Annotated in this window: 10 protein-coding genes; 3 read left to right on the top strand and 7 right to left on the bottom strand. The window is 45.6% G+C overall.

The annotated features are described in order from the left end of the window. Window positions 1–145: 145 nt before the first annotated feature. From panC to sfsA, 7 genes are all read right to left on the bottom strand, one after another. Entirely contained in the window at window positions 146–1,036 is an 891-nt protein-coding gene (gene panC / locus ACED59_RS01995) for a pantoate--beta-alanine ligase (RefSeq protein WP_009847586.1), read from the bottom strand. An 8-nt stretch (window positions 1,037–1,044) separates the two neighbouring features. Next, a complete protein-coding gene (gene panB / locus ACED59_RS02000) occupies window positions 1,045–1,839 on the bottom strand; it encodes a 3-methyl-2-oxobutanoate hydroxymethyltransferase (protein WP_009847585.1) in 795 nt (264 codons plus the stop codon). A 22-nt stretch (window positions 1,840–1,861) separates the two neighbouring features. Further along, a complete protein-coding gene (gene folK / locus ACED59_RS02005) occupies window positions 1,862–2,347 on the bottom strand; it encodes a 2-amino-4-hydroxy-6-hydroxymethyldihydropteridine diphosphokinase (RefSeq protein ID WP_009847584.1) in 486 nt (161 codons plus the stop codon). Beyond that, window positions 2,344–3,699 (bottom strand): polynucleotide adenylyltransferase PcnB, encoded by a 1,356-nt coding sequence (gene pcnB / locus ACED59_RS02010; RefSeq protein WP_009847583.1) that lies wholly within the window; start codon window positions 3,697–3,699, stop codon window positions 2,344–2,346. The genes folK and pcnB overlap by 4 nt, the downstream gene beginning before the upstream one ends. Before the next feature lie 156 nt (window positions 3,700–3,855). Next, window positions 3,856–4,758 (bottom strand): tRNA glutamyl-Q(34) synthetase GluQRS, encoded by a 903-nt coding sequence (gluQRS, locus tag ACED59_RS02015; RefSeq protein ID WP_009847582.1) that lies wholly within the window; start codon window positions 4,756–4,758, stop codon window positions 3,856–3,858. Window positions 4,759–4,906: 148 nt separating this feature from the next. Then, window positions 4,907–5,353, bottom strand: coding sequence for an RNA polymerase-binding protein DksA (dksA, locus tag ACED59_RS02020; protein ID WP_009847581.1), 447 nt, complete (start codon window positions 5,351–5,353; stop codon window positions 4,907–4,909). 135 nt (window positions 5,354–5,488) lie between these two features. Further along, window positions 5,489–6,247 (bottom strand): DNA/RNA nuclease SfsA, encoded by a 759-nt coding sequence (gene sfsA, locus ACED59_RS02025; RefSeq protein WP_017097331.1) that lies wholly within the window; start codon window positions 6,245–6,247, stop codon window positions 5,489–5,491. 34 nt (window positions 6,248–6,281) lie between these two features. On the opposite strand from sfsA, the gene hrpB reads away from it, so the two are divergent. Genes hrpB through ACED59_RS02040 form a run of 3 tightly spaced genes read left to right on the top strand, consistent with a single transcriptional unit; the run spans window position 6,282 to window position 13,554 of the window. Beyond that, complete coding sequence (gene hrpB, locus ACED59_RS02030) at window positions 6,282–8,780, top strand: ATP-dependent helicase HrpB (protein ID WP_017097330.1); 2,499 nt, start codon at window positions 6,282–6,284, stop codon at window positions 8,778–8,780. Beyond that, window positions 8,777–11,176 (top strand): penicillin-binding protein 1B, encoded by a 2,400-nt coding sequence (gene mrcB, locus ACED59_RS02035; RefSeq protein ID WP_017097329.1) that lies wholly within the window; start codon window positions 8,777–8,779, stop codon window positions 11,174–11,176. Before hrpB ends, mrcB begins: the two co-directional genes overlap by 4 nt. Window positions 11,177–11,214: 38 nt before the next feature. After that, the gene (locus ACED59_RS02040) at window positions 11,215–13,554 is read left to right on the top strand and encodes a patatin-like phospholipase family protein (protein WP_017097328.1); all 2,340 of its coding nucleotides are present in this window, start codon (window positions 11,215–11,217) and stop codon (window positions 13,552–13,554) included. Window positions 13,555–13,598 lie beyond the last annotated feature (44 nt).

Here is a 13,598-nt window from a genome sequence, read left to right on the forward strand (position 1 = left end):
TTATCCAGGATCTATTAGTTATCTAGGAGCTATTAATTATCCTGAATCGCAGGCAAAGAAAAAGGTCGATATTACATCGACCTTTTTTATGTTTTTCATTTGTGCTTTGCGGTATAACCTGGTTTACGTAAAGAGAAGAAAGCGATTACTCAGCAGTTTCTTCTTTCACTTCTTCTTTCGTTTCCGTGACCAAATCTAAAACTTGGTTGTCGATAAGACGAGTCTTACCTAGGAAAGCCGACATTAGAATCACTGCTTGAGTCGATTCTGAAGTGATCGCTTGTAACGTTTTTACATCACAAATGAATATTTCATCCGGTTGTAGGTCTGCTGCGCGTAGTTGGTCTGTTGCATCTTCAATGACAGACGCGTAATCATCACGACCACCACGAATAGCACTGCTGATCCAACGCATAGTGCGCGCTAGAACTGGAGCTCGCTGACGTTCATCAATCGTTAGGTTGCTATTGCGAGAGCTCATGGCTAAACCATCCATTTCACGAACAGTCGCTACGCCCACAACTTCAATGTCTAGCGCTAAGTCAGTTGTCATCTGGCGAATCACAGCAAGTTGTTGGAAATCTTTCTCACCGAAGCATGCAAAGTCTGGCTGAACGATATTAAACAGTTTCGTGACAATTGTTGATACACCGCGGAAATGACCTGGGCGAGAGGCACCTTCAAGCATATGAGATATACCAGGGACTTCAACAAACGTCTGTTTGTCCAATCCATCTGGGTACATAACCTCTGGTGTTGGCGTAAAGACTAACTCAACACCTTCGCCTGTTAGTTTGTTTAAATCGGCTTCTAACGTACGAGGGTAGTTATTTAGGTCGTCGGCGCGATCAAACTGCATTGGGTTAACAAAAATGCTTACAACAACAATGTCAGCCAGTTCACGAGCTTTCTTGACCAGAGTTAGGTGACCTTCATGTAGGTTTCCCATTGTTGGGACAAAAGCAACCGTACGTCCATCACGCTTAAACTGTTTAATCTGCTCACGAAGAGCCGCTATTTCAGCAAAAGTTTGCATAGTTACTCCTAAGCGATTGTATGAGCATCATCAGGGAAACGTGCGCTCTCTACTTCTTCTTTGTATAGAGCGACGGCTTTACGCATATCACCTGTTTCAGCTAGGAAATTCTTAGAGAATTTCGGCATGTAGTTCGCAGAAATACCGAACATGTCATGCATAACCAAGATCTGACCATCGGTAACATTACCTGCGCCGATGCCGATAACCGGTACGTCACAAGCTTCTGTAATTCTTTTTGCTAATGAAGCTGGTACACATTCAAGAAGAACGATTTGAGCACCTGCATTTTGTAGTGCTAGCGCATCAGCAACCATTTTATCGGCTTGCTCGTTGTCACGACCTTGAACTTTGTAACCACCAAAAATGTTTACCGATTGAGGCGTTAAGCCTAAGTGTGCACATACTGGTACAGCACGTTCTGTTAGCATCTTCACAGTTTCAATCAACCAGCTTCCGCCTTCGATTTTCACCATATTCGCACCAGCGCGCATTAAGGTTGCTGCGTTCTCACAGGCTTGCTCTGGTGTGGCGTAACTCATGAATGGCATGTCAGCCATAAGAAGACAGTTTGGGCTACCGGCACGCACTGAGCGAGTATGGTAAGCAATATCTTCAACGGTTACTGGTAATGTATCGTTACGACCTTGTAGAACCATGCCAAGTGAGTCACCGACAAGTAGAACTGGCATATCTTGGCTTTCGAATAATTGAGCAAAACTCGCATCATAAGCTGTCGACGTCGCGAATTTACGGCCTTCTTGTTTGCACTTGATTAGGTCGTTAATGGTTACTTTTTTCATTGATTTTCCTTAATGCGCTTGGCTATTGCTGCCAAACATTGAGCCCGTTCTTATCTACTATTTTTAGTAGTTCTGTCAGCTCAGTCCCATCAGGGAGTTGTAAACTTGGTGCGATTTCAGCAAGCGGGTAGAGCACAAACTCTCTTTCTTTCATTCCGTAATGAGGAACGGTTAAGCGCTCTGAATCGATCACCTCATTGCCGTATAACACGATATCGAGATCCAAGGTTCTTGGACCCCAACGCTCGTCTTTACGGACGCGCCCTTGCTCTTGCTCGATCTTTTGAGTGCAATCAAGCAGTTCAATTGGCGTTAATTCTGTTTTAATTGCTACTACCGCGTTGATGTAGTCGGGTTGGTTTTGCGGCCCCATTGGAGTGCTACTATATAGCTGTGAGGTCGCAACAAACGTTGTTCGCGGAAGATTCTTTAGCGTTTCGATAGCCAAGTTTGCTTGGCTAACAGGGTCGGCAAGATTACTGCCGACCGCAATGTAAGCCGTTATCATTCTGATTGCTTACTCTTTTTGTTCCTGTAAGTCTTACGGCGGCGATGACCCGACTTTGATGGTGCTGCTACGTCATTAGCCATCGCTTGACGCATATTGCGTCCTGCTGTCTGATAACGCTCCCACCATTTTGCTAGTTCTTTGGTTTCGCCACCTTCAATTTCGCCACGCATTTCTAGGAAATCGTAGCCAGCACGGAACTTATTGAGTTCCATCAGGCGAACGGCACGTTTACCGTTGCGGCGAGGCAGTCGTAGTTGCAGTTGCCAAACTTCGCGAATGGTTGCGGTATGGCGACGAGGAATCGCAATTGATTTTACTTGTCGATCAAGAATGATGTTACTTGCTTCCATGATCGCATCGTAGTGCGCCATACCCTGTTCAGCGACAAGCTTGTCTGCCAACTTGTTCATTGGGTACCAAAGCATTGCAGCAAACATAAACGCGGGGTTTACTCGCTTGCCATCTTCGATGCGAAGGTCAGTCGAGTCGAGTACCAAATCAAGCATCTGCTCGGTATGTGAGTCGTAGCCTTCTGTGAAGTGTTCCGCTACTGAAGGGAACATCTGCTGGAACAGGTTGTACTCACGCATCAAGTGGTAGGTTTCTAAACCGTGACCTGATTGCAGTAATTTTAGAGACTCTTCGTAAAGGCGCGCTGCTGGGATATCTTTTAGAAGGTGTGCTAACTCTTCAATTGGGTCGGCTGTATCTTCCTCAATATCAAAATCCAGTTTAGCGGCGAAGCGCATTGCACGTAGCATGCGTACTGGGTCTTCGCGGTAACGCGTTTCTGGATCGCCAATCAGGCGGATCAGCTTATCTTCTAAATCTTCTACACCACCCGCGTAATCGTGGATGCTATAGTCTGCAATGTTGTAGTACATCGCATTGATTGTGAAGTCACGACGTTCTGCATCTTCATCAACATTGCCGTACACGTTATCGCGTAGCAACATACCTTCTTCAGATTGCGCAGAAACGTTTTTCGATGGCTCTTGGTGGTGGCCACGGAAAGTTGCTACTTCAATGATGTCACGACCAAACATGATATGTGCCAAGCGAAAACGTCGACCGATAAGGCGACAGTTTCTGAATAGGTGCTTGATTTGCTCTGGCGTTGCGTTGGTCGCGATATCAAAATCTTTTGGCTGAGAGCCCAATAAGATGTCGCGTACACCACCACCGACTAGAAATGCGTCAAAACCCGCACCATTCAGGCGATATAACACTTTAAGTGCATTGTCGCTGATCTGCTTGCGTGAAATATTGTGCTCTTGACGAGTATAAATATTCAGAGCTAATTCGTGGAATCCGCGTTGTTCGCTTGGGGTATTGTCGTTTGTATTCATTAGTTTATAACAAAGTAGGTATCGCCAGCTTTGTTTTTCTCTTAGTCCAAAGTGGTAGTGCAGAGTTTAATTGCGGCTAATAATAGCTTAGCGCGAGCCATTTGAGAACATCGTCTGCTTAGTCACAGGTATTTGTTACGGTATTTTTATGTATCGTTATTGCGATTTGCCGTTAGTTTCGAACTCATTGCTGTGCTCTTTTTGTAAACTATCAGGTAACTGATAGACGTTCCATTGCTGGCAGCCCCACAATAAAATTTCATCTATTGACGCCTCGAAAAGAGCATTCGGGATATTAAAACCTAAGAATCGCATCGCATTGATTAACGTCGGTTTTGGGTTGTCGAGATCTATCGCGGTGGCATGATTTTGTTTTGACAGTTTATTCCCCAAGCCATCGGTTGCCAATGGTAAGTGCAAGTAGCTCACGTTTTTTTGCTTGAGCGTCTTATACAAACTGATTTGTCGACCTGTTGGTTCTATCAGATCTGCACCTCTAACGACTTCTGTTACCCCTTGTTCGATGTCATCAAGGACAACTGCCAAGTTATAGGCAAACAACCCATCTCTGCGCTTGATAATAAAATCTTCTTCAGCCAATGCTTTGGGAATTTGAATCGTGCCGTGACGAACATCGTCAAAGGACTCGATGGGAAAGTCCATACACAAGCGCACCGCCTGTTCGCCTGAATCAACCAAACCTTTGTCTCGGCAGTGGCCACTATAAAACCCACCCAAGGACTTTATTTGCTTACGGGTACATTGACAGTAGTAGGCCTGATTGTCAGTGACCCATTGATCAATTTGAGCTTGATATAGGTCATGACGCTGGCTTTGATAAACGACTTCACCGTCCCAATACAGGTGGTAAGCCTCAAGCGTCTTAAGAATGAGGTCTGCAGCGCCAGCCATTTCTCTTGGCGGATCGAGGTCTTCCATACGAACTAACCATTGTCCTTGGTTAGATTTCGCTTGAAAGTAGCTACCAAGAGCAGCAACCAGTGAGCCAAAATGAAGAGGACCTGACGGTGATGGTGCAAAGCGTCCGATATAATTCATGAGTGAGAAACCTAATCTTGATGGTACCGCAGTAGCCGATTCTTAAGACGTTTGGTGATTAGTTTATCGCTATCAACAACGATATAAACCACTTTTTAAAACAAACAAAAAAGGGAGCCAAAGCTCCCTTTCTTTACATCCGCAAGAATTAACCTTGCATCTGTTTCTCTTTGATCTCTGCAAGTGTTTTACAGTCAATACAAAGGTCAGCAGTTGGACGAGCTTCAAGACGACGAATACCAATCTCGACACCGCAAGAGTCGCAGAAGCCGAAATCGTCTTCTTCGATCTTATCTAGTGTCTTCTCAATTTTCTTGATAAGACGGCGCTCACGGTCACGGTTACGTAACTCTAGGCTGAATTCTTCTTCTTGAGAAGCTCGGTCAACAGGATCTGGAAAATTCGCTGCTTCGTCCTGCATGTGGTGCACAGTACGATCAACTTCTTCCCTGAGCTGGTTGCGCCAAGCTGATAAAATTTTTGTAAAATGTTCCGTTTGCTCAGGTGACATGTACTCTTCACCTGTCTTTGCTTGGTACGGTTCAACACCTGCGATGGCTAGGATGCCTAGCGCTTTTTTCTTAGATTCTGGCATACAGCATCTCCTATTTACACCTAGTCAACTGCAAAGCAGCTAATTTTAAGGCGGGTATCTATAGCAGAAAGAACGAATGGTGGCAAATACTCTTGTTAAAACTTGCAATCAATGTGAATAGTTCAGCATTTTTGCTTAGCTATTGATAAATTCAACGGCTTGTTTTAGTTGTATTTGAGTACTGCTGAGCTCTGCTTTATAGCAAAGCACTTCAACTCCAGCGTCTTGTGCTTGTTTTAGTAATAACGAATATTTGGCGTCTATATGGTGTGCCGCAGACACTTTTTCAATGCCTGAATGTAAAACAGTGAATAAAAGTACGGCTCTACTTCCAGATTCGACCATTTCTGTGAGTTCTCGCAGATGTTTTTGGCCTCTAGTTGTCACTGCATCAGGGAAAAAACCTTGTCCTTCGGTCGACGCTTGTTGTTTAGTTGATATTTGTCGCTTAGTTGACACTTGTTCGTCGAGCAAAGTGACGCTTTTTACTTCGATATAGCAAGGCGGCTTTTCGTTATCTTCAAGCAGAATATCAATGCGACTATTCTCACTGCCATATTTCACTTCGGTTCGTAACGCGTTATAACCTAAGAGTTCAACTATAGTCCCATTTTCAATTGCTTCCACCGCTAGCTGGTTTGCCCGCGCAGTATTTACACAAATACGGTGACCTTTGTCTGTTTCTGAGATCTCCCAGCTGTTTGGGTACTTTCTTTTTGCATTGTCTGACGTTGAGTACCACACCGTATTGCCAGGAGTCGCACATCCTGTCATCGCTCCGGTGTTAGCGCAGTGGATAGTACGCTCGCTGCCGTCTGGAAGTTGGATGTCAGTGAGAAAGCGTTTATAGCGTTTAATAAGAGTCGCTGGCTCTAATGGAGGATTGAAGTGCATATTACTTATTTAGAGAGGTAGGTTTTTATGTACAATGTTGCCAACATTACACCACAAGGTTCACCCATTGCCACAACTGCCCATAGAAGCTGTGATGCCAGATCTGCTCGCTGGCGTACAAACACACACTCAACTTATTCTAAAGGCCGCTCCCGGTGCCGGTAAGTCAACATTCTTCCCTTTACAGTTGGTTAAAACTAATGCCGTTCAAGGCAAAATCATTATGCTTGAACCAAGGCGTTTGGCTGCAAGGAATATTGCTACTTACTTAGCGAGCCAACTAGGAGAGAAAGTGGGAGAGAGCATAGGTTTTAGGGTTCGTGGTGAATCTAAAACCAGTAGTGCGACTCGCTTGGAAATCGTGACTGAAGGGATCATGACGAGAATGATCCAAACCGACCCTGAATTGACTGGGGTTGATATGGTGATCTTTGATGAATTTCATGAACGCAGCATTCACGCAGATACTGCATTGGCGTTTAGCTTGGAGATCCAAGATGCGCTGCGTGACGATCTAAAAGTGGTGGTGATGTCGGCAACCTTAGATCAACACGCTCTGCAATCTTTGTTACCTGATGCCAAGTATGTTGAATCGCAAGGCCGAACTTTCCCTGTCGACTTCCGCTATCAGCCATTAGGCTCGAATGAATATTTAGCACCTAAGATGGCCAACGTGATTCGTTCTCTGATGGAGAAAGAATCGGGTTCACTTTTGGCTTTCTTACCGGGTGTCTCGGCGATAAAACAAGTGGAATCACAACTTGGGCAACTTGTCAGTGATATTGACGTGTGTCCGTTGTATGGCCAATTGAGTTTTGAACAGCAGCAGAGAGCGATCGCGCCATCGGTGAAAGGGCGTCGAAAAGTGGTATTGGCCACTAACATTGCGGAAACCTCTTTGACGATTGAGGGGATTCGTTTAGTGGTTGATTCGGGGTTAGAACGAGTTGCAAAGTTTGATTTGAAAACCGGTATTACCAAGCTTGAACAAGTGAAAATTTCGCAGTCTTCTGCTGAGCAAAGAGCGGGTCGAGCAGGGCGAATCGAAGAGGGCTTGTGTGTTCGCTTGTACAGCGAAACACAGCTTATGCAGCAACCTGCTGTACCAGAACCTGAAATTCTTCATTCTGATTTGTCTTCGTTGGTGTCTGAATTGACGCAATGGGGCGCTGCGAGTGCTGAGGAACTGCAATGGTTAGACGTTCCACCAAAAGCTTCAACAGAACAAGGTAAGCAACTCTTACAAAATCTGGAACTGTTAGACGCTAATGGGCAGTTCACTTCGATCGGTAAGCAAGCCCAGCGCCTAGGCATTGAGCCGCGTATCGCTAGTATGCTGATCAAAGCTCAGCAAAACAGTCCAGCCTTGTTGAATGTCGCGATTGTCGCTGCCGCTTTACTCGAAGATCCGGAACGCAATGTGACGGATATCCAACACTCGCTACATCGACTTAAGCAAAGAAAGCACTCGAAAAACAGTGTTGTGATGCAGCGAGCGAAAAGTCTCGCCAGCAAACTCAATCATCACTTAGATTTGTCACAAGTTGACGAATCATTGCTACCATTAGTGCTTTGTTTTGCATTCCCAGACCGAATTGCACAAGCGAGAAGTGCAACCAGCAGTGCTTTCCTTCTGGCGAATGGCCACGGCGCTGAGGTTCGTGACGATGACCCATTGGCGAACAATGACTATATCGTAGTGATTGATTTGATGCGCAGCACAGGGCGAGCCAGTCAAATTTTCTTAGCCACTGCGGTTGATATCGCGCAGCTAGAAGCTGAATTTCCAAAACTGTTTGTGCGTTCCGATTACGCCGATTGGGATGAGAAACGTGGCCGTTTAGTTGCAGAGCAGCGAGTGTCTCTGGGCAAGTTGATTATCAGCACCAAAGCTTTAGCTGATCCCGATGCGAATCAGGCGAGCCAAGCGCTGTTCAATTATGTCGCTCGGTGCGGGTTGGATCGCTTAAATTGGACAGCTTCGGCTAAGCAGTTGGTTGAGCGTGTACGCTGTGCACAGCTTTGGATGCCTGAGCATGATTGGCCAGCAATGGACGATGTGAGTTTGATTGAACACCTTGATGAGTGGCTATCTCCGTATTTGAATGGCATTAAGTCGGCAAAAGGGCTGGCTAGTGTTTCGATTGAGCAAGCATTGTCGACTTATCTTGGCTGGCCTTTGAATCAAGAAATCGACCAATGGCTGCCAACACACTATCTGATGCCAACAGGCAGCAAGAAGGCCATTCGTTATCAATATCAATCTGAACCCGTGATCTCAGTGCGAATGCAGGAAGTCTTTGGCGAACAAGACTCGCCATTGATCGCGCAAGGGCGTAAAAAAGTAGTGCTTGAGCTCCTTTCTCCAGCACAGCGACCACTACAAATTACTCAAGATTTAGCCGGCTTTTGGGCTGGCGCGTACAAAGAAGTACAAAAAGAGATGAAAGGCCGTTACCCAAAACATCCTTGGCCGGATGACCCTGCTAACCATGTAGCAACCACTAAAACCAAACGACAGTTGAATCGATGATGACCAAAATGTTAACGCCCAAAAAGGCACCACCTAAAAAAGCGCCAGCAAAGAAGTCACCAGCGACCAAAGCCAAGCCAAGAAAACCTAGAGCGGCTGCGAAAAAGACCAAATCTAAGGCTAAGAAATCTGGCAAAAGAGGTTGGTTGAAGATCTTATGGGGCATTTCTTGGAAAGCAGGCTTAGCGCTTGCGGCATTACTGTTGTTCGTCGGTATTTATCTCGATTCTGTGGTTAAGCAACGCTTTGAAGGTCAGCTGTTTGATTTGCCAACCGTGGTTTATGCGCGAGTGCTAGACCTGTCTCCGGGAACTCCGGTGAGTTTAGTTCAGGTTAAGAATGAGCTCGATGTACTTAATTATCGTAAGGTGAACGCGCCTCGTCACCCGGGCGAATACTCCTCTTCTTCAACCAAGATTGAAATGATTCGTCGTCCGTTCGAGTTTGTCGATGGACCGGAAGCGGATCGTCATGTGATGCTGCATTTCAACGGTAACGAGTTAACTCGTATTCAGTCGCTAGAGAAGAAAGGCGACATGGGTTATCTGCGTGTTGAACCGAAAATGCTTGGCATGCTTGAGAAAAGTAACGATGAGCAGCGCCTGTTCTTAAAACGTAATCAATTCCCAGAAGTGATGGTTGATGCCTTATTAGCAACCGAAGACCGAAATTTCTATCAACACGATGGAGTGTCGCCACTGGCCATCGCTCGTGCAATGGTCGTTAACGTCAAAGCTGGGCGAACGGTACAAGGTGGTAGTACGCTGACACAACAGTTGGCAAAAAACCTGTTCTTGTCCAGTGAACGTACATTGTGGCGTAAGGTTCGTGAAGCCTACATTGCACTTATTTTGGACCATCGTTACAGCAAAGACCGAATCCTAGAGGCTTACTTAAACGAGGTTTACCTTGGGCAAAATGGTGGACAAGCGATTCATGGCTTCGGCTTAGCGTCTCGCTTGTACTTCGGTCAGCCAATTCAAGAGCTCCGTATCGATCAGCTAGCACTGCTGGTGGGTATGGTGAAAGGACCGTCGTATTACAATCCGGTTCGTTATCCTGAGCGTGCTAAGACTCGACGCGATTTGGTTCTTCGCTTATTGATGCAACAAGACATCTTAACTCCGCGACAATACGAAGAGGCGGCGAGTCGTGATTTGGATATTCAAGACAACCCACGCATTGCTAGCCGTCAGCCCGCTTATTTCCAACAAGTAAACATTGAGCTTAAGAAGTATGTCGGCGATCGATTTGAGGCGAAAAAAGGGATTCGAGTCTTTACCTCTCTGGATCCGGTATCTCAAGACAAGTTAGAGAAGTCGATTGCTCGTAAGGTGCCTGATTTATCGAAAACCGCAGGTAACAAGCTGGAAGCAGCAGCTATTGCCGTGGATAGAAATACCGGTGAAATCCGGGCGATGGTCGGTGGTAAGCGTACTGGCTACGATGGCTTTAACCGTGCCTTGAACGCGAGTCGCCCAATTGGTTCTTTGGTCAAGCCTGCAATTTACTTAACCGCACTAGAGCAGCCTCAGAAGTACACGTTGGCGACAACATTGAAAGACACGCCACTGAGCTTGAAAGGCAGTAAAGGTAGCGTGTGGAGCCCGAGAAACTTCGATCGTAAGTTCCGTGGCGATGTGCCTTTGTATGTGGCGCTTTCTAAGTCTTACAACGTACCTACTGTTCGTTTAGGCATGCAATTAGGCATTGATAGTGTCTCGGATACGATTGGAAAACTGGGGGTTGATAAAAATGAAATTCGCCCAGTACCGTCGATGTTTTTGGGGTCGTTCTCACTGACTCCATTCCAAGTCGCGCAGATGTATCAAACTATCACCAACTCTGGCCGTATCGCACCTTTGTCTGCACTTCGCTCTGTGGTTGATAACGATGGCGAGGTTCTGTATCAGTCGATCCCTCGTGCATCACAAAGCGTTGACCAGCAAGCCGCTTGGCTAACAACCTATGCAATGAAACGTGGCGTATCGGAAGGTACGGGGCGTTTCCTACAAGGTCAGTTTGCATGGGCGGGATTAGCCGGTAAAACGGGTACCAGTAATGACAGCCGTGACAGTTGGTTCGTGGGTGTTGATGGTCGTGAAGTCACGACGATTTGGTTAGGCCGAGATGATAATAAACCGACTAAACTAACCGGTTCTAGCGGTGCGTTGCGTGTCTATGCTGATTATCTGAAGCAAAGAATGCCTGAACAACTATTACTGCCTTGGCCAACAGGAATTGCGACCGCGAGCTTTACTCGAACTTCTGAAGGGGCGTTAGAGTTTGACTGTGGTGGTACAGTCAAATTGCCGGTCTGGGATGAAAGTGGCAGCATTAAAAAGGGCTGTGAAAGTCAACCAAAACAGTGGCTAAAGAAGCTTTTTCAGTGGTAAAGTCATAACAGAAAAGAATGACAAGGATAGTTTAGATAATGATTTATCGTTGGTTAGTGAGTAGCTTGGGTATTGTCGGTACTGTGATCAGTTTTCAACTGTTTGCCGCTACTGCAGCACAGGTTGATTCATCAGAACATGTTGAACTTAAACAAGCTCATAAAAGGCCAACCGTTGCTGTCGTTCTTGCTGGTGGTGGGGCAAAAGGTGCGGCTCACATCGGTGTGCTTAAAGCCCTAGAAGAGATGCAAATTCCGGTTGATTACATTACCGGTACCAGCATGGGCGCATACGTTGGTGGTCTTTATGCGACAGGGATGAGCGCTGATGAGATCGAGAGCTTTATTTATACGGTTGATTGGAATCGTGGTTATCGCGATCGCGTTAACCGTAGTGATCGCCGTGTGCGAGACAAAGAATATGAAGACCGTTATCAACTGAATACCGATCTCGGTTTAGGTTGGGGCGAAATCAAAGCCAGAAAAGGTGTGGTTCAAGGTCAGAATATGTTGCGTATTCTGCGCGAGACCACTGGTAATTTATCTCCCCTCGATTCTTTCGACAGCCTCGCTATTCCATATCGCTCTGTCGCAACCGATATTATCGACCTTGAAGAAGTCGTCATCGATCATGGTCACCTTGTTGATGCGATGATGGCGAGTATGTCAGTACCTGGAGCACTTCCTCCTTATGAAGTTGATGGGCGAATGTTGGTCGATGGTGGTGTCACCAATAACATGCCTGTTGATGTTGCTAGAGCGATGGGGGCTGACATAGTTATTGCGATTGATATCAGTACTAACTACAAAAGCAAAGAAGACTTCACTAACTTTTTAGCCGCAGCAGACCAACTCTCTAATTACCTTGTTCAACGCAGCACTCAAGAGCAAGCCGCGACGTTAACAGACGATGATTTTTTCCTACGTCCTGATGTTGGGCAAATGGAGACCACCGAGTTCGATAAAATGCCGACGGCTTATCATGCTGGATACGAAGCAACAAGGCAGTATACGGATCAGCTTTCTAAGTTGGCGCTCTCTAACGCAGACTATCAAAAGTATATCGATCAGAAACAGCAAGCTCGAAAGCAGCTAAAACATGGTGACCAGACTGTCGTTGATAGAGTTGTTATTAACAACAACACCCACTATTCAGATAAGTTGATCGAAAATCGTTTAAACCTCGATTCTGGTCAGGTTATTAAAACCAGTGAAATCGAATCTAAAGTGAAAGATCTTTATGCCTTAGATCGGTTCGAGTTGGTTACTTATGAATTTGAAAATGTTGATGGTGAGGATCAACTGCTGGTCGATGTGAACGAAAAATTTTGGGGTCCAAACTACCTCAATTTTCGATTCTTTCTTGAAGATGATTTCTCTACAACCAGCCAGTACTCGCTCGGTGTCTCTGCCAACTTTACCGATATTAATAAGCATGGTGCAGAGCTAAGAACTAATATCGAGATGGGAACGGACAAACGCATTGAGGCGGAACTCTTCTCACCATTCTTTTCGAGTCAAAAGTTGTTCACATCTGTGTCTATTGCTTACAGCAACCAGAATCGAAACCTGCCAGCAGGAATCGGCGAGATTGGAGAACCTACACTGGATGCAACCAAAGACTACTTACCAATGTCTTATCAAGAGTATCTGAGTGAATTTGCATTGGGCTATCAACCGACATTGTGGCAAGAGCTGAAATTTGGTGCACGTTATACCGATGGCAGTATTGAGGTGGCATCATTACCTTCACTAGGAAGTGGTGGCTATAAACGTATTGGTGCCTTTGCCAGTTATAGATTGGATACTTTGGATAACTTCAGTCTTCCTACCGAAGGTTATTTTGTCGATTTAGAGTACCTTATCTCTCATGACGATTTTGAGAATGAGAGCTCTAATGGTGGTTCAGATTTCTCTTCTGAGAGTGATACAGTCTTTGAACTTTCGGCCAATTTTATGGCAGCACAAAGCATTGAAAAGCACACTTTAGTCGCAAAGGTTGATTACGGCATCGTAGAAAGTAAAAACTCAGTCTTTCCGATTGATCCGAAAGAGCTAGGAGGGTTCCTTAATCTATCCGGTATTCCAAGAAATAGTTTGATCGGTCAGAACTTAGCTTACACCAGTTTGATCTACCGTTATAAGTGGTTTGAAAATGACTTCGGCCTCTTTGAATCACCGTTCTACGTGGGCGCCTCTATTGAACATGGTGGTGTTTGGTCGAACAATGACTTAAAACTGGATGAAGCTCCAATGTATACTGCAGGCTCTGTTTTTGCGGGTGTCGACTCACCCATCGGGCCGATCATATTAGCTTATGGTCGAACCGAAGATAACTTTGATTCGGTGTACCTGATTGTCGGTACTTCCTACAAATAATCATGCGTAGAGTCACCGTTTAACTGCGTAAATAGGCAAAAATA

Source organism: Vibrio sp. FF266, assembly GCF_041439695.1.
GTDB classification, from domain to species: Bacteria; Pseudomonadota; Gammaproteobacteria; order Enterobacterales; family Vibrionaceae; genus Vibrio; species Vibrio tasmaniensis_A.